Origin of the sequence: Agrobacterium sp. MA01, assembly GCF_009650195.1 — a bacterium.
Classification (GTDB): Bacteria; Pseudomonadota; Alphaproteobacteria; order Rhizobiales; family Rhizobiaceae; genus Allorhizobium.
Genome location: NZ_CP045854.1, coordinates 1,450,043 through 1,467,357 on the forward strand (window position 1 = coordinate 1,450,043; position 17,315 = coordinate 1,467,357).

At 59.9% G+C, this 17,315-nt stretch carries 12 protein-coding genes; 11 read left to right on the plus strand and 1 reads right to left on the minus strand.

Annotation, left to right across the window (positions count from 1 at the left end):
• Positions 1 to 176: 176 nt before the first annotated feature.
• On the plus strand, positions 177 to 4,310 hold the full coding sequence (gene rpoB, locus GH983_RS07065) for a DNA-directed RNA polymerase subunit beta (RefSeq protein ID WP_054149593.1): 4,134 nt from the start codon (positions 177 to 179) through the stop codon (positions 4,308 to 4,310).
• Positions 4,311 to 4,506: 196 nt separating this feature from the next.
• Positions 4,507 to 8,718, plus strand: coding sequence for a DNA-directed RNA polymerase subunit beta' (rpoC, locus tag GH983_RS07070; protein ID WP_153762022.1), 4,212 nt, complete (start codon positions 4,507 to 4,509; stop codon positions 8,716 to 8,718).
• A 200-nt stretch (positions 8,719 to 8,918) separates the two neighbouring features.
• Here rpoC and GH983_RS07075 read toward each other — a convergent pair whose 3' ends face one another.
• Positions 8,919 to 9,212: a hypothetical protein gene (locus GH983_RS07075; protein WP_054149591.1), complete on the minus strand. Its 294-nt coding sequence runs from the start codon at positions 9,210 to 9,212 to the stop codon at positions 8,919 to 8,921.
• Between the two features lie 509 nt (positions 9,213 to 9,721).
• Between GH983_RS07075 and rpsL the strand changes: the two genes are divergently transcribed.
• The 9 genes from rpsL (at position 9,722) to rplB (ending at position 17,304) form a co-directional block, all read left to right on the plus strand.
• Positions 9,722 to 10,093 carry a 30S ribosomal protein S12 gene (gene rpsL / locus GH983_RS07080; RefSeq protein ID WP_003507760.1) on the plus strand — a complete coding sequence of 124 codons (372 nt, stop codon included), beginning with the start codon at positions 9,722 to 9,724 and terminating at the stop codon, positions 10,091 to 10,093.
• A gap of 86 nt (positions 10,094 to 10,179) precedes the next feature.
• The gene (gene rpsG / locus GH983_RS07085; protein ID WP_006728778.1) at positions 10,180 to 10,650 is read left to right on the plus strand and encodes a 30S ribosomal protein S7; all 471 of its coding nucleotides are present in this window, start codon (positions 10,180 to 10,182) and stop codon (positions 10,648 to 10,650) included.
• 32 nt (positions 10,651 to 10,682) lie between these two features.
• Positions 10,683 to 12,782: an elongation factor G gene (gene fusA, locus GH983_RS07090; RefSeq protein WP_054149590.1), complete on the plus strand. Its 2,100-nt coding sequence runs from the start codon at positions 10,683 to 10,685 to the stop codon at positions 12,780 to 12,782.
• 72 nt (positions 12,783 to 12,854) lie between these two features.
• Positions 12,855 to 14,030: an elongation factor Tu gene (gene tuf, locus GH983_RS07095; RefSeq protein WP_069041580.1), complete on the plus strand. Its 1,176-nt coding sequence runs from the start codon at positions 12,855 to 12,857 to the stop codon at positions 14,028 to 14,030.
• Between the two features lie 376 nt (positions 14,031 to 14,406).
• A complete protein-coding gene (gene rpsJ, locus GH983_RS07100; protein WP_009109911.1) occupies positions 14,407 to 14,715 on the plus strand; it encodes a 30S ribosomal protein S10 in 309 nt (102 codons plus the stop codon).
• 172 nt (positions 14,716 to 14,887) lie between these two features.
• Positions 14,888 to 15,526 (plus strand): 50S ribosomal protein L3, encoded by a 639-nt coding sequence (gene rplC, locus GH983_RS07105; protein WP_153762023.1) that lies wholly within the window; start codon positions 14,888 to 14,890, stop codon positions 15,524 to 15,526.
• Positions 15,527 to 15,539: 13 nt separating this feature from the next.
• Positions 15,540 to 16,160: a 50S ribosomal protein L4 gene (gene rplD, locus GH983_RS07110; RefSeq protein ID WP_054150965.1), complete on the plus strand. Its 621-nt coding sequence runs from the start codon at positions 15,540 to 15,542 to the stop codon at positions 16,158 to 16,160.
• Positions 16,157 to 16,450, plus strand: coding sequence for a 50S ribosomal protein L23 (locus GH983_RS07115; RefSeq protein ID WP_006728685.1), 294 nt, complete (start codon positions 16,157 to 16,159; stop codon positions 16,448 to 16,450). Before rplD ends, GH983_RS07115 begins: the two co-directional genes overlap by 4 nt.
• Before the next feature lie 17 nt (positions 16,451 to 16,467).
• Positions 16,468 to 17,304, plus strand: coding sequence for a 50S ribosomal protein L2 (gene rplB, locus GH983_RS07120; protein ID WP_006728684.1), 837 nt, complete (start codon positions 16,468 to 16,470; stop codon positions 17,302 to 17,304).
• The last annotated feature ends 11 nt before the right edge of the window (positions 17,305 to 17,315 follow it).

Genomic DNA, 17,315 nt, shown 5'->3' on the forward strand with positions numbered 1-17,315 from the left:
GAAAACGGTTCCTGGGTAATGGGTTCTCAAGAGGATGGTCTTGACCCGCGCGCCCGGCAAACCGGCCGGCCGTCCGGATCTCGAGACGAGATTGAGCGATCCATTTTTTGACGGAGCCGCCTGGCCAGCGGTCACCGTCTGTTGCAGGCCCGGGTGCAAACTGACAAGGAGCGACGATGGCTCAGACCCTTACCTTTAACGGTCGCAGGCGCGTACGCAAGTTTTTCGGAAAAATTCCAGAAGTCGCAGAAATGCCGAACCTCATTGAGGTTCAGAAGGCATCTTATGACCAGTTCCTCATGGTTGACGAGCCCAAGGGTGGCCGTCCCGACGAGGGGCTGAATGCCGTTTTCAAGTCCGTATTCCCGATCACCGATTTCTCCGGTGCATCGATGCTGGAGTTCGTCTCCTACGAATTCGAGCCGCCGAAGTTCGACGTCGACGAATGCCGTCAGCGCGACCTGACCTATGCTGCACCGCTGAAGGTCACGCTTCGCCTGATTGTGTTCGATATTGATGAGGATACGGGCGCACGCTCGATCAAGGACATCAAGGAACAGTCCGTCTACATGGGCGACATGCCCCTGATGACCAACAACGGTACCTTCATCGTCAACGGTACCGAGCGCGTCATCGTCTCCCAGATGCACCGTTCGCCGGGCGTCTTCTTCGACCATGACAAGGGCAAGTCCCACTCCTCGGGCAAGCTTCTGTTTGCTGCCCGCGTCATCCCCTATCGTGGTTCCTGGCTCGACATCGAATTCGATGCCAAGGACATCGTCCACGCCCGTATCGACCGTCGCCGCAAGATCCCTGTGACCTCGCTGCTGATGGCGCTTGGCATGGACGGCGAAGAAATCCTGTCGACCTTCTACTCGAAGTCGGTCTACGAGCGTGATGGCAAGGGCTGGCGTTTCCCGTTCAACCCTGAGACCCTCAAGGGTGCGAAGGCGCTTTCCGACCTCGTCGACGCCGACAGCGGCGAAGTCGTCGTCGAAGGCGGCAAGAAGCTCACCCCGCGTCTTCTGCGTCAGTTGACCGACAAGGGCCTGAAGTTCCTGAAGGCATCGGACGAAGACCTGTTCGGCAACTACCTTGCTGAAGATCTGGTCAACATGTCGACCGGTGAAATCTACATGGAAGCCGGCGCGGAGATCGACGAGAAGACGCTCCCGCAGATCCTCGATTCTGGCTTCGAAGAGATCCCGGTTCTCGGCATCGACCACATCAATGTCGGCGCCTACATCCGCAACACGCTTGCAGCCGACAAGAACGAGAACCGTCAGGACGCTCTGTTCGACATCTACCGCGTCATGCGTCCGGGTGAGCCGCCGACCATGGACTCGGCCGAGGCCATGTTCCAGTCGCTGTTCTTCGACGCCGAGCGTTATGACCTGTCGGCCGTTGGTCGCGTCAAGATGAACATGCGTCTCGACCTCGATTGCCCGGATACCGTCCGCGTTCTGCGCAAGGACGACATCCTGGCGGTAGTCCGGATGCTGGTCGAACTGCGCGACGGCAAGGGCGAGATCGACGATATCGACAACCTCGGCAACCGTCGCGTTCGCTCCGTTGGCGAACTGATGGAAAACCAGTACCGTCTTGGCCTGCTCCGCATGGAGCGCGCGATCAAGGAACGCATGTCGTCGATCGAAATCGACACCGTCATGCCGCAGGACCTGATCAACGCCAAGCCGGCTGCTGCAGCCGTCCGCGAATTCTTCGGCTCTTCGCAGCTGTCGCAGTTCATGGACCAGGTAAACCCGCTTTCGGAAATCACCCACAAGCGTCGTCTTTCGGCTCTTGGACCGGGCGGTCTGACCCGCGAGCGTGCTGGCTTCGAAGTCCGCGACGTTCACCCGACCCACTACGGCCGTATTTGCCCGATCGAGACGCCGGAAGGCCCGAACATCGGTCTGATCAACTCGCTCGCCACCTTCGCACGGGTCAACAAGTACGGCTTCATCGAAAGCCCGTACCGCAAGATCATCGACGGCAAGGTGACGATGGACGTCGTCTATCTCTCCGCAATGGAAGAAGCCAAGTACTACGTGGCCCAGGCCAACTCCGAGCTGACGGCCGATGGCCAGTTCGTCGAAGAGTTCGTCGTTTGCCGTCACGCTGGCGAAGTTATGCTGTCCCCGCGCGACACCATCAACCTGATGGACGTCTCGCCGAAGCAGCTGGTGTCAGTAGCGGCCGCTCTCATTCCGTTCCTCGAAAACGACGACGCCAACCGCGCTCTCATGGGCTCGAACATGCAGCGTCAGGCCGTGCCGCTTCTGCGTGCCGAAGCCCCGTTCGTCGGAACCGGCATGGAGCCGATCGTTGCCCGTGACTCCGGTGCTGCCATCGGTGCCCGTCGCGGCGGCGTGGTCGACCAGGTCGATGCAACGCGTATCGTTATCCGCGCCACGGAAGATCTCGATCCGTCCAAGTCCGGCGTCGATATCTACCGTCTGCAGAAGTTCCAGCGTTCGAACCAGAACACCTGCGTCAACCAGCGTCCGCTGGTCACCGTCGGTGACATCCTGAACAAGGGCGATATCATCGCGGACGGTCCGTCGACCGACCTCGGCGATCTGGCACTCGGCCGCAACGCGCTCGTCGCGTTCATGCCCTGGAACGGCTACAACTATGAGGACTCGATCCTCATGTCGGAGCGCATTGTCTCGGAAGACGTCTTCACCTCGATCCACATCGAGGAATTCGAAGTCATGGCCCGCGACACCAAGCTCGGTCCGGAGGAAATCACGCGCGACATTCCGAACGTTTCGGAAGAAGCGCTGAAGAACCTCGACGAAGCCGGTATCGTCTACATCGGTGCGGAAGTTGCTCCTGGCGACATCCTGGTCGGCAAGATCACGCCGAAGGGCGAAAGCCCGATGACGCCGGAAGAAAAGCTTCTGCGCGCCATCTTCGGTGAAAAGGCCTCCGACGTTCGCGACACCTCCATGCGCATGCCGCCCGGCACGTTTGGTACCGTTGTCGAAGTTCGCGTCTTCAATCGCCACGGCGTTGAGAAGGACGAGCGCGCGATGGCCATCGAGCGCGAGGAAATCGAACGCCTCGCCAAGGACCGCGATGACGAGCAGGCGATCCTCGACCGTAACGTTTACGGCCGTCTGATCGACATGCTCCGTGGTCAGGTCTCGATCGCGGGTCCGAAGGGCTTCAAGAAGGGCGTCGAACTCACGAACGCCGTCGTCTCCGAATATCCCCGCTCGCAGTGGTGGATGTTTGCAGTCGAAGACGAAAAGGTGCAGGGCGAACTCGAAGCGCTCCGCGGCCAGTACGACGAATCCAAGTCGCGCCTTGAACAGCGCTTCATGGACAAGGTCGAAAAGGTCCAGCGCGGCGACGAAATGCCCCCGGGCGTCATGAAGATGGTCAAGGTCTTTGTCGCTGTGAAGCGCAAGATCCAGCCAGGCGACAAGATGGCCGGCCGTCACGGCAACAAGGGTGTTGTCTCGCGCATCGTACCGGTCGAGGACATGCCGTTCCTCGAAGATGGCACGCATGTCGACATCGTCTTGAACCCGCTCGGCGTTCCCTCGCGTATGAACGTCGGTCAGATCCTTGAAACCCACCTTGCCTGGGCTTGCGCCGGCATGGGCAAGAAGATCGGTCAGATGCTTGAGGACTATCGCAAGCACCTCGACATCACCGATCTGCGCAAGGAACTGACGGAGATCTACGAGTCGGAAGCGCATGACGAAGTGAAGCACTTCGACGACGACGCACTCGTCAAGCTCGCTGAAGAAGCCAAGCGCGGCGTATCCATCGCCACGCCGGTCTTCGACGGTGCGCATGAAAGCGACGTCTCCGAGATGCTGACGCGTGCAGGTCTCAACCCGTCGGGTCAGTCGACCTTGTACGATGGTCGTACCGGTGAAGCCTTCGACCGTCAGGTCACCGTCGGCTACATGTACATGATCAAGCTGAACCACCTGGTTGACGACAAGATCCACGCTCGCTCGATCGGCCCGTACTCGCTCGTCACCCAGCAGCCGCTCGGTGGTAAGGCGCAGTTCGGCGGTCAGCGCTTCGGGGAAATGGAAGTCTGGGCGCTCGAAGCCTACGGTGCGGCATACACCCTGCAGGAAATGCTGACGGTGAAGTCGGACGACGTGGCCGGCCGTACCAAGGTCTATGAGGCGATCGTCCGTGGCGACGACACCTTCGAGGCTGGTATTCCGGAAAGCTTCAACGTTCTCGTCAAGGAAATGCGCTCTCTCGGCCTTTCCGTCGAACTCGAGAACTCGAAGCTCCTGACGGAAGACGGTCAGCTGCCGGACGCCGCCGAATAACGGTTTGACAAAGGCGTGCGAGGCTTCGGCCGCGCACGCCATTCCCTGATCGCCCCGAAGGCCAATATCGGGACGGGAAGGGGAGTTTCGCCGCATTTCGCGGTTATTGTCATTTCAGGGTCTGGTGCGGCATCCCGGGAATTCGCCGCCACCGCGACCCAATCGAGGGCTTTTTAGCCCCATCAAGGAGACAGGCATGAACCAAGAGGTCATGAACCTTTTCAACCCGACAGTGCCGGCTCAGCACTTCGATTCCATCCGGATCTCGATCGCGAGCCCGGAAAAGATCCTGTCGTGGTCCTACGGCGAGATCAAGAAGCCGGAAACCATCAACTACCGCACGTTCAAGCCCGAGCGTGACGGCCTCTTCTGCGCACGTATCTTTGGACCGATCAAGGACTACGAATGCCTGTGCGGCAAGTACAAGCGCATGAAGTACAAGGGCATCATCTGCGAAAAGTGCGGCGTCGAAGTTACGCTGTCGCGCGTTCGCCGCGAGCGCATGGGCCACATCGAGCTCGCAGCCCCGGTCGCCCATATCTGGTTCCTGAAGTCGCTGCCGTCGCGCATCTCCACGCTGTTGGACATGACGCTGAAGGATGTCGAGCGCGTTCTCTACTTCGAGAACTACATCGTGACCGAGCCGGGCCTGACCTCGCTCAAGGAAAATCAGCTGCTCTCTGAAGAAGAGTACATGATGGCCGTCGACGAGTTCGGCGAAGACCAGTTCACCGCCATGATCGGCGCTGAAGCCATCTACGAGATGCTGGCCTCGATGAACCTCGAGAAGATCGCTGGCGATTTGCGCGCTGAGCTTGCCGAGACCACCTCGGATCTCAAGCAGAAGAAGCTGATGAAGCGCCTGAAGATCGTCGAGAACTTCATGGAGTCGGGCAACCGTCCGGAATGGATGATCATGAAGGTCGTTCCGGTCATCCCGCCGGACCTGCGCCCGCTGGTCCCGCTCGATGGCGGCCGCTTCGCGACGTCTGACCTGAACGATCTCTATCGTCGCGTCATCAACCGTAACAACCGTCTGAAGCGCCTGATCGAACTGCGCGCTCCGGGCATCATCATCCGCAACGAAAAGCGCATGCTGCAGGAATCTGTAGACGCGCTCTTCGACAACGGTCGCCGTGGCCGCGTCATCACCGGCGCCAACAAGCGTCCGCTGAAGTCGCTGTCCGACATGCTCAAGGGCAAGCAGGGCCGCTTCCGTCAGAACCTGCTCGGCAAGCGCGTCGACTATTCCGGTCGTTCGGTCATCGTAACAGGTCCGGAACTGAAGCTGCACCAGTGCGGCCTGCCGAAGAAGATGGCGCTCGAACTGTTCAAGCCGTTCATCTACGCCCGCCTCGACGCCAAGGGTTACTCCTCGACCGTCAAGCAGGCCAAGAAGCTGGTTGAAAAGGAAAAGCCGGAAGTCTGGGATATCCTCGACGAGGTCATCCGCGAGCATCCGGTCCTGCTGAACCGCGCACCGACGCTGCACCGCCTGGGCATCCAGGCCTTCGAACCGATCCTGGTCGAAGGCAAGGCCATTCAGCTGCACCCGCTCGTTTGCACGGCCTTCAACGCCGACTTCGACGGTGACCAGATGGCCGTTCACGTGCCGCTGTCGCTCGAAGCTCAGCTCGAAGCCCGCGTCCTGATGATGTCGACGAACAACATCCTGCACCCGGCCAACGGTCAGCCGATCATCGTTCCGTCGCAGGACATGGTTCTCGGCCTGTACTATCTGTCGATCCAGAACCAGAACGAGCCGGGCGAAGGCATGGCCTTCTCCGACATGGGCGAACTGCACCACGCTCTGGAGAACAAGGTCGTCACGCTGCACGCCAAGATCCGTGGCCGCTTCAAGACCGTCGACGCCGAGGGCAACCCGGTATCGAAGATCTATGAGACCACGCCTGGCCGCATGATCATCGGCGAACTTCTGCCGAAGAACGTCAACGTGCCCTTCGAGACCTGCAACCAGGAAATGACCAAGAAGAACATCTCCAAGATGATCGACACGGTCTACCGCCATTGCGGCCAGAAGGACACGGTCATCTTCTGCGACCGCATCATGCAGCTCGGTTTCACCCACGCCTGCAAGGCTGGCATTTCGTTCGGCAAGGACGACATGATCATCCCGGAAACCAAGGCGAAGATCGTTGGCGACACCGAAACGCTGGTCAAGGAATACGAGCAGCAGTACAACGACGGCCTGATCACCCAGGGCGAGAAGTACAACAAGGTCGTCGACGCTTGGGGCAAGGCCACTGAAAAGGTCGCCGAAGACATGATGGCCCGCATTAAGGCTGTCGAGTTCGATCCGGAAACCAACCGCCAGAAGCCGATGAACGCCATCTACATGATGTCGCACTCGGGTGCTCGTGGTTCACCGAACCAGATGCGTCAGCTGGGCGGCATGCGTGGCCTCATGGCCAAGCCGTCGGGCGAAATCATCGAGACACCGATCATCTCGAACTTCAAGGAAGGCCTGACCGTTAACGAGTACTTCAACTCGACCCACGGTGCCCGTAAGGGCCTCGCAGACACCGCTCTGAAGACCGCGAACTCCGGTTACCTGACCCGTCGTCTCGTCGACGTGGCCCAGGATTGCATCGTCAACCTCGTGGATTGCGGCACCGACAAGGGCCTCACCATGACGGCGATCGTCGATGCCGGTCAGGTCGTTGCCTCCATCGGTGCCCGCGTTCTCGGTCGTACGGCCCTCGATGATATCGATCATCCTGTTACGGGTGAGCGCATCGTCGATGCCGGCAAGATGATCCTTGAGCCCGATGTCATCGAGATCGAAAAGGCTGGTATCCAGTCGATCCGCATCCGTTCGGCCCTGACCTGCGAAGTTCAGACCGGCGTTTGCTCGATCTGCTACGGCCGCGACCTTGCACGAGGCACGCCCGTCAACATGGGCGAAGCCGTCGGCGTTATCGCCGCACAGTCGATCGGTGAGCCGGGCACCCAGCTTACCATGCGTACCTTCCACTTGGGCGGTACTGCGACCGTGGTCGACCAGTCGTTCCTGGAGGCCTCGTACGAAGGTACGGTGCAGATCAAGAACCGCAACATGCTGCGCAATTCCGATGGCACCCTGATCGCCATGGGTCGCTCCATGGCGGTGATGATCCTGGACGAGCGTGGCGTTGAGCGTTCGTCTCAGCGCGTGGCCTATGGTTCGAAGGTCTTCGTCGACGATGGCGACAAGGTGAAGCGCGGCCAGCGTCTGGCCGAGTGGGATCCGTACACACGCCCGATCATGACGGAAGTCGAGGGTATCGTGCATTTCGAGGACGTCGTCGACGGTATCTCGGTGCTCGAAGCCACCGACGAGTCGACCGGCATAACCAAGCGTCAGGTTATCGACTGGCGTTCGACCCCGCGCGGTACGGACCTCAAGCCGGCAATCGTCATCAAGGATGCCAGCGGCAATGTTCTGAAGGTTGCCCGTGGTGGCGAAGCCCGGTTCCAGCTGTCGGTTGAAGCGATCCTTTCGGTCGAGCCTGGTCAGAAGGTTTCTCAGGGTGACGTGCTTGCACGTTCGCCGTTGGAAAGCGCCAAGACCAAGGACATCACCGGTGGTCTGCCGCGCGTTGCCGAACTGTTCGAAGCCCGTCGTCCGAAGGACCATGCCATCATCGCTGAGATCGATGGTACGATCCGCCTCGGCCGCGACTACAAGAACAAGCGTCGCGTCATCATCGAGCCGGCTGAAGACGGTGTCGAGCCTGTCGAATACCTGATCCCGAAGGGCAAGCCCTTCCACCTTCAGGAAGGCGACTACATCGAAAAGGGTGACTACATCCTCGACGGTAACCCGGCTCCGCACGACATTCTGGCGATCAAGGGCGTCGAGGCACTTGCCTCGTACCTGGTCAACGAAATCCAGGAAGTCTACCGTCTGCAGGGCGTTGTGATCAACGACAAGCACATCGAGGTGATCGTTCGCCAGATGCTGCAGAAGGTCGAGATCACCGACGCGGGCGACAGCCACTACATCGTGGGTGACAACGTCGACCGCATCGAGCTGGACGACAACAACGACCGCCTGGTCGAAGAGGGCAAGAAGCCGGCATACGGCGATCCGGTCCTTCTCGGCATCACCAAGGCCTCGCTGCAGACGCCGTCGTTCATCTCGGCCGCATCCTTCCAGGAAACCACCAAGGTTCTCACGGAAGCTGCGATCGCCGGCAAGACCGACACGTTGCAGGGTCTGAAGGAAAACGTCATCGTTGGCCGTCTGATCCCGGCCGGTACCGGTGGTACCATGACGCAGATCCGCCGCATCGCCACGTCTCGCGACGACCTCATCCTCGAGGAACGCAAGAAGGGCACCGGCGCAGATGTCGCAACGCCGATGCTGCAGAACCTCGCTGGCGAAAGCGCGCCTGCCGCCGAGTAATCGGAAGCTGGACCGTTCTGAACCTAGAAAGACCGCCCGGAGCCATCTCCGGGCGGTCTTTTCATTCCGGCTCTTGGCGGCGGGGTGGGCGTCAGCCACGCTTTCGGCTGCCGTCGCCACGAGCATGCGTCCTGAAACACGCAACGAAAAAGGCCGGTCGATGGACCGGCCTCTGGCTCTGCGGCTATGTGGGCGTAATCTCAGGCGAAACGGATGATCGCGACTTCGCCTTCGAGCGCGCCCTGATAGGCTGAGGCATGCGGCTCTTCGTCCGGCGCACCCGTGATCATGCCGATCTGGTCGAGATCGGCTTCCAGGAAGCCTTCTTCCGAGAGCGCGTTCAGCGTGAGACGCACGGCCGTGTCATCGTCGGGGGCGGTCAGCATGACGTGCAGATCGATCGGCTGGCCGCCTTCGGTCTCATAGGCCTTGGCGATGACGATGAACACCATGGGCTCGTCGCGGTTGTTGTCATTGTCGGGGCTGGTGATCATGGCGCCTGGTCTTCCTGTTGTGGCGGAACGATTCTTTCGCCTCGGCCGATTCGACCAGACGGTAAGGGCGGTTGACCCTCTGTCTCTACCTATCTAGAAGTTTCGCGGCGCAAGCCAAGCCAAATCGTCTTCGCATCTCCGTTTTCCCGTGCGGAAACGGCCAGACTCCCGGCCGGGCAGGGGGCTCAGGCCATTAATTGTGAGATGTGACTTGACGTTCAGGGGGGAAAACAGTAGTACCCCGGCCATCGGAGCCCATGTGAGATCGCATTTTTCGGGACGACTCGTCCTGAAGTTCATCTCAAACAGGTCTCCAAACGCACGTTGACGACACAAATGCTGCTCGCACGACGCACTCTTGCAGTGCGTCCTCTGTCTTTTGTGGTCCATCCGCGAAAACGGGTCGGGCCACATTTTGCGCATGAAGAAAACTGTGCGGCCGCCGCCGGAAACGGCAAACCACCAGGGCCTGAAAGGGCTTGAGACTAGATTTTGCAAGGGATGGGTATATGCCTACCGTAAACCAGCTGATCCGCAAGCCTCGTCAGGCACAGGTAAAGCGCAATAAGGTTCCTGCTCTGCAGGAAAACCCGCAGAAGCGTGGCGTTTGCACCCGCGTCTACACCACGACCCCGAAGAAGCCGAACTCGGCTCTCCGTAAGGTTGCCAAGATCCGCCTGACCAATGGCTTCGAAGTCATCGGCTACATTCCGGGTGAAGGTCACAACCTGCAGGAACACTCTGTCGTCATGATCCGTGGCGGCCGCGTAAAGGACTTGCCGGGCGTTCGTTACCACATCATCCGCGGCGTTCTCGACACCCAGGGCGTCAAGAACCGTAAGCAGCGCCGTTCGAAGTACGGTGCGAAGCGTCCGAAGTAAGCTTCGGTCCTTCATTCACAAGATACCGGCGCTGCGCGAGGTTCTCCGCGTGATGAAGCGTCCCTAACCGTTGAGAGACAAATAGTATGTCCCGTCGCCACAGTGCAGAAAAGCGCGAAATCAATCCGGACCCGAAGTTCGGCGATCTCGTCGTCACCAAGTTCATGAACGCCATCATGCTTCACGGCAAGAAGTCGGTCGCTGAAAGCATCGTCTACGGTGCCTTTGACGTCGTTCAGAACAAGTCCAAGCAGGAACCGATTGCGATCTTCCATCAGGCGCTCGACAACGTCGCGCCGCATGTTGAAGTCCGCTCGCGCCGCGTTGGTGGTGCGACCTACCAGGTCCCGGTCGACGTTCGTCCGGAGCGCCGTCAGGCTCTCGCGATCCGCTGGCTGATCACTGCTGCCCGCAAGCGCAACGAGACCACTATGGTCGACCGCCTTTCCGGCGAGCTGCTCGACGCAGCGAACAACCGCGGTAGCGCCGTCAAGAAGCGCGAAGACACCCACAAGATGGCCGATGCAAACCGCGCCTTCTCGCATTACCGCTGGTAATCAACCGATCGAATATCGAAAGGCAGTCCGTTATGGCTCGCGAATATAAAATCGAAGACTACCGCAACTTCGGCATCATGGCGCACATTGACGCCGGCAAGACCACGACCACCGAGCGTATCCTTTACTACACCGGTAAGTCGCACAAGATCGGCGAAGTTCATGACGGCGCAGCCACCATGGACTGGATGGAGCAGGAGCAGGAGCGTGGCATCACGATCACCTCCGCTGCCACGACGACCTTCTGGAAGGGTCGCGACGGCAAGATGCGCCGCTTCAACATCATCGACACCCCCGGCCACGTTGACTTCACCATCGAAGTCGAGCGTTCGCTGCGCGTTCTCGACGGTGCAGTAGCCCTTCTCGACGCCAATGCCGGCGTTGAGCCGCAGACCGAAACCGTCTGGCGTCAGGCTGAAAAGTACAACGTCCCGCGGATGATCTTCTGCAACAAGATGGACAAGACCGGTGCTGACTTCTACCGCTCGGTAGAAATGATCAAGACCCGTCTCGGCGCCACCGCAGTTGTCATGCAGCTCCCGATCGGAGCTGAGTCCGAGTTCAAGGGCGTTGTCGACCTGATCGAGATGAACGCTCTCGTTTGGCGTGACGAGTCCCTCGGCGCTGCCTGGGACGTTGTCGAGATCCCGGACGACCTGAAGGACAAGGCCGAAGAATATCGCGAGAAGCTGATCGAGACCGTTGTCGAGATCGACGAACAGGCGATGGAAGACTACCTGAACGGCATCATGCCGGACAACGACAAGATCCGTGCCCTGGTTCGCCGCGGCACCATCGACGTCAAGTTCCATCCGATGTTCTGCGGTACCGCCTTCAAGAACAAGGGCGTTCAGCCGCTGCTCGACGCCGTCGTCGAATACCTGCCTTCGCCGCTGGACATCCCGGCGATCAAGGGCATCGACTTCAAGACGGAAGCCGAGATCGAGCGTCATGCTGACGACGCCGAGCCGCTCGCTATGCTCGCGTTCAAGATCATGAACGACCCCTTCGTCGGTTCGCTCACCTTCGCACGCATCTATTCGGGCAAGCTCGAAAAGGGCGTGTCGGTTCTGAACACGGTCAAGGACAAGCGCGAGCGCGTCGGCCGCATGCTGCAGATGCATTCCAACAGCCGTGAAGACATCGAAGAAGCCTTTGCCGGCGACATCGTTGCTCTCGCCGGCCTCAAGGAAACCACGACGGGTGATACGCTCTGCGATCCCCTGAAGCCGGTTATCCTCGAGCGCATGGAATTCCCCGAGCCGGTCATCCAGATCGCGATCGAGCCGAAGTCCAAGGGCGACCAGGAAAAGATGGGCCTCGCGCTCAATCGCCTCGCTGCCGAAGACCCGTCCTTCCGCGTCAAGACCGACCAGGAATCCGGCCAGACGATCATCGCCGGCATGGGCGAACTTCACCTCGACATCCTCGTCGACCGCATGCGTCGCGAGTTCAAGGTTGAAGCCAACGTCGGTGCGCCGCAGGTTGCTTATCGCGAAACCATCACGAAGACGCACGAAGAAGACTACACGCACAAGAAGCAGTCCGGTGGTACCGGTCAGTTCGCGCGCGTCAAGCTCGTCTTCGAACCGAACCCGGAAGGCGAAGACTTCAAGTTCGAGTCGAAGATCGTCGGCGGTGCTGTTCCGAAGGAATACATCCCGGGCGTTCAGAAGGGTATCGAAAGCGTTCTGTCGTCTGGTCCGCTCGCGGGCTTCCCGATGCTGGGCGTCAAGGCGACCCTCATCGACGGCGCCTTCCACGACGTCGACTCCTCGGTTCTCGCCTTCGAAATCGCATCGCGTGCCTGCTTCCGTGAAGCAGCCAAGAAGGCCGGCGCACAGCTGCTCGAGCCGATGATGAAGGTCGAAGTGGTAACGCCTGAAGATTACGTCGGTGACGTAATCGGTGACCTGAACTCGCGTCGCGGTCAGATCCAGGGCCAGGAACAGCGCGGCATCGCGATCGTGATCAATGCTCACGTCCCGCTCGCCAACATGTTCAAGTACGTCGACAACCTGCGCTCCATGTCGCAGGGCCGCGCACAGTACTCGATGACCTTCGATCACTACGCACCGGTCCCGTCGAACGTTGCTGCTGAAATCCAGGCAAAGTATTCCGGTCAGAAGTGACCGGGATACCCCGCCCATCCAATTGAATTTGTGAATTTCCCCTGACGGGGACCAGAAAATGGAGAGCCGAAAATGGCAAAGAGTAAGTTTGAGCGCAACAAGCCGCACGTCAACATCGGCACGATCGGCCACGTCGACCACGGCAAGACGTCTCTGACGGCAGCGATCACCAAGTATTTCGGTGAGTTCAAGGCCTATGACCAGATCGACGCCGCTCCGGAAGAAAAGGCACGCGGCATCACCATCTCGACGGCGCACGTCGAGTATGAGACGCCTGCCCGTCACTACGCGCACGTCGACTGCCCCGGCCACGCCGACTACGTCAAGAACATGATCACCGGTGCAGCGCAGATGGACGGCGCGATCCTGGTTTGCTCGGCCGCTGACGGCCCGATGCCGCAGACCCGCGAGCACATCCTGCTCGCCCGTCAGGTTGGCGTTCCCGCGATCGTCGTCTTCCTCAACAAGGTTGACCAGGTCGACGACGCCGAACTGCTCGAGCTCGTTGAACTTGAAGTTCGCGAACTTCTGTCGTCCTACGACTTCCCGGGCGACGACATCCCGGTCGTCAAGGGTTCGGCTCTGGCCGCTCTTGAAGATTCGAACAAGACGATCGGTGAAGACGCGATCCGCGAGCTGATGGCTCAGGTTGACGCCTACATCCCGACGCCTGAGCGTCCGATCGACCAGCCGTTCCTGATGCCGATCGAAGACGTGTTCTCGATCTCTGGCCGAGGTACGGTTGTGACGGGTCGCGTTGAGCGCGGTATCGTCAAGGTCGGCGAAGAAATCGAAATCGTCGGCATCCGTCCGACGACGAAGACGACCTGCACGGGCGTTGAAATGTTCCGCAAGCTGCTCGATCAGGGCCAGGCTGGCGACAACATCGGCGCACTTCTGCGTGGCGTGACCCGCGATGCGGTTGAGCGTGGCCAGATCCTGTGCAAGCCCGGCTCTGTCAAGCCGCACAAGAAGTTCATGGCAGAAGCCTACATCCTGACGAAGGAAGAAGGCGGCCGTCATACGCCGTTCTTCACCAACTATCGTCCGCAGTTCTACTTCCGTACGACGGACGTGACCGGCATCGTGTCGCTTCCGGAAGGCACGGAAATGGTTATGCCGGGCGACAACGTCACGGTTGAAGTCGAGCTGATCGTTCCGATCGCGATGGAAGAAAAGCTGCGCTTCGCGATCCGCGAAGGCGGCCGTACCGTCGGCGCCGGCATCGTCGCTTCGATCATCGAGTAATCGATTGAGATGGCGGCCCTGGGCCACAAGCCCGGGGCCGCTTTTCGTTTCCGTCTGCTGATTGGTGCAAGCCAGTCATGCAGACAGCGCGCATGTCGCCAATTCGTCCAGTCGGGCGGATTGACGAGAGGCCGATTGCGGTGTATGTCGCCGGCCACGATCAGAATCGCACGGTGATTTGCACCGCGGTTCTCAGCGCTGCAGATTTCAAGGCCTGGTGACGGGCTGAGTTCGGCAGGGCTCCTCATGAATGAAGAGAGTGACAGGGGCACCCCGCGGTGCTGCTGTGATTTTTGAAAATTAGGGGCCGGCCAGTCATGGTAATTCACTGTCTCTGCGTATGCGGGACGCAAGAAAAGAAACAAGGACAAGTCGAATGAACGGCCAGAATATCCGCATCCGCCTGAAGGCGTTTGATCACCGGGTTCTCGATGCCTCCACGCGCGAGATCGTGCAGACGGCAAAGCGCACCGGTGCAAGCGTTCGCGGCCCGGTACCGCTCCCGACACGCATTGAAAAATTTACCGTCAACCGTTCGCCGCACGTCGACAAGAAGAGCCGCGAACAGTTCGAAATGCGCACGCATAAGCGCCTGCTCGACATCGTAGACCCGACCCCGCAGACCGTGGACGCGCTGATGAAGCTCGACCTGGCTGCCGGCGTTGACGTCGAGATCAAGCTCTAAGAAGAAATTCCGGCGAGAGCCGTAATAACAAGGAAGGTACGTGGCAAGACCTGCCAACGACTTCTCGAAACGGGAAACCCGATGGTTCGGAAGGGCCTGAGTGGAATCCTTAAACAAAGAGGAAAGGCCTGGATCACTTTTCCCGGCCGCGACTCTCAAGAGGAATGAACCAATGCGTTCAGGTGTGATTGCACAGAAAGTGGGAATGACCCGCGTCTATAACGACGCCGGCGAACATATCCCGGTAACAGTTCTGCGTCTGGATAACGTACAGGTCGTGGCTCAGCGCACGGCCGACAAGAACGGCTATGTCGCGCTTCAGCTCGGTGCCGGTACGTCGAAGGTCAAGAACACGTCGAAGGGCCTTCGTGGTCACTTCGCAGCTTCGAGCGTTGAGCCCAAGGCCAAGCTCGTTGAATTCCGCGTTTCCGAAGACAACCTCATCGATGTCGGCGCACAGCTGACCGCGAGCCATTTTGAAGCCGGCCAGCTGGTCGACGTCACGGGCACGACGATCGGTAAGGGTTTCGCCGGTGCCATGAAGCGTCACAACTTCGGTGGTCTTCGTGCGACCCACGGTGTTTCCGTTTCGCACCGCTCGCATGGTTCGACCGGTTCGAACCAGGATCCGGGCAAGGTCTGGAAGGGCAAGCGCATGGCTGGTCATATGGGTCAGACGCGCGTCACCACCCAGAACCTCGAAGTCGTTTCGACCGATGAAGATCGTGGTCTTATCCTTGTGAAGGGCGCCGTTCCCGGCTCCAAGGGTTCCTGGATCATCGTCCGCGACGCCGTGAAGTCGGCGAAGTAAGGGAGCCAAGCACATGGAATTGAACGTCAAGACCCTCGAGGGCAAGGACGCCGGCAAGCTTTCTCTGTCGGACGAAATCTTCGGCCTTGAGCCCCGCGAAGACCTGATCGCTCGCATGATCCGCTACCAGCTCGCCAAGAAGCGCGCCGGTACGCACAAGACCAAGGGCCGTTCGGAAGTTTCCCGCACTGGCTCCAAGATGTACAAGCAGAAGGGCACCGGTCGTGCTCGTCACCATTCGGCCCGCGCTCCGCAGTTCCGCGGCGGTGGTAAGGCTCATGGCCCGGTTGTTCGCAGCCATGCTCATGATCTGCCGAAGAAGGTTCGTGCGCTCGCTCTGCGCCACGCTCTCTCTGCCAAGATGAAGTCGGAAGACGTGATCATCGTCGACAACCTGGTTGCGGCTGAAGCCAAGACCAAGCTGCTCGTCGGTAGCTTCGCCTCGCTCGGCCTCACCAACGCTCTCGTCATCGGCGGCGCCGAAATCGACAGCAACTTCAAGCTCGCCGCTTCGAACATCCCGAACATCGATGTTCTGCCGGTTCAGGGCATCAACGTTTATGACATCCTGCGCCGTGGCAAGCTCGTGCTTTCCAAGGCTGCGGTGGAAGCTCTGGAGGAGCGGTTCAAATGACGGATCTTCGCCACTATGATGTGATCGTATCTCCGTCGATCACGGAAAAGTCGACCATGGTGTCTGAGTTCAACCAGGTCGTCTTCAACGTCGCCAAGGGTGCAAGCAAGCCGGAAATCAAGGCTGCTGTCGAAGCCCTCTTCGGCGTCAAGGTCACCGCCGTCAATACGCTCGTCCGCAAGGGCAAGACCAAGCGTTTCCGCGGCTTCGCCGGCAAGCAGAAGGACGTCAAGAAAGCCGTCGTGACGCTCGCCGAAGGTCAGTCCATCGACGTGTCGACGGGCGTCTGAGGTAGGGAACAAGAACAATGGCATTGAAAAGCTACAATCCGACGACCCCCAGCCAGCGTCAGCTGGTCATCGTCGACCGCTCTGGCCTCTGGAAGGGCAAGCCGGTCAAGGCGCTGACGGAAGGTCTCTCGAAGAGCGGCGGCCGTAACAACTACGGTCGCATCACCGCTCGCTTCATCGGTGGTGGTCATAAGCGCACCTATCGTCTGGTTGACTTCAAGCGTCGCAAGTTCGACGTCGAAGGCACCGTCGAGCGCCTGGAATACGACCCGAACCGTTCGGCCTTTATCGCTCTCGTCACCTACACCGACGGCGAGCAGGCCTACATCCTTGCTCCGCAGCGCATCGCTGCCGGCGACAAGGTCATCGCATCGGAAAAGGCTGTCGACGTAAAGCCCGGCAACACCATGCCGCTGCAGTACATCCCGGTCGGTTCGATCGTCCACAACGTCGAGATGAAGCCTGGCAAGGGCGGTCAGATTGCACGTTCGGCTGGCACCTACGTCCAGCTGGTCGGCCGCGATGCCGGCATGGCAATCCTGCGCCTGAACTCGGGTGAGCAGCGTCTGGTTCCGGGCTCCTGCCTGGCAACCATCGGCGCCGTTTCCAACCCGGACCACGGCAACACCAACGACGGCAAGGCCGGTCGTACCCGTTGGCGCGGCAAGACCCCGCACAACCGCGGTGTCGTCATGAACCCAGTCGACCACCCGCACGGTGGTGGTGAAGGCCGCACATCCGGTGGTCGTCACCCGGTTTCCCCGTGGGGTAAGCCGACCAAGGGCAAGCGGACTCGCTCGAACAAGTCGACTGACAAGTTCATCATGCGTTCGCGCCACCTGAAGAAGAAGTAAGAGAGGTAGTC

Bases quoted from the DNA above. Each gene is read 5' to 3' on its own strand.
- rplC (WP_153762023.1), top strand. From the start codon at position 14,888: ATGCGTTCAGGTGTGATTGCACAGAAAGTGGGAATGACCCGCGTCTAT.
- tuf (WP_069041580.1), top strand. From the start codon at position 12,855: ATGGCAAAGAGTAAGTTTGAGCGCAACAAGCCGCACGTCAACATCGGC.
- rplD (WP_054150965.1), top strand. From the start codon at position 15,540: ATGGAATTGAACGTCAAGACCCTCGAGGGCAAGGACGCCGGCAAGCTT.
- rpsJ (WP_009109911.1), top strand. From the start codon at position 14,407: ATGAACGGCCAGAATATCCGCATCCGCCTGAAGGCGTTTGATCACCGG.
- fusA (WP_054149590.1), top strand. From the start codon at position 10,683: ATGGCTCGCGAATATAAAATCGAAGACTACCGCAACTTCGGCATCATG.
- rplB (WP_006728684.1), top strand. From the start codon at position 16,468: ATGGCATTGAAAAGCTACAATCCGACGACCCCCAGCCAGCGTCAGCTG.
- rpoC (WP_153762022.1), top strand. From the start codon at position 4,507: ATGAACCAAGAGGTCATGAACCTTTTCAACCCGACAGTGCCGGCTCAG.
- rpsG (WP_006728778.1), top strand. From the start codon at position 10,180: ATGTCCCGTCGCCACAGTGCAGAAAAGCGCGAAATCAATCCGGACCCG.
- rpsL (WP_003507760.1), top strand. From the start codon at position 9,722: ATGCCTACCGTAAACCAGCTGATCCGCAAGCCTCGTCAGGCACAGGTA.
- GH983_RS07075 (WP_054149591.1), bottom strand. From the start codon at position 9,212: ATGATCACCAGCCCCGACAATGACAACAACCGCGACGAGCCCATGGTG.
- GH983_RS07115 (WP_006728685.1), top strand. From the start codon at position 16,157: ATGACGGATCTTCGCCACTATGATGTGATCGTATCTCCGTCGATCACG.
- rpoB (WP_054149593.1), top strand. From the start codon at position 177: ATGGCTCAGACCCTTACCTTTAACGGTCGCAGGCGCGTACGCAAGTTT.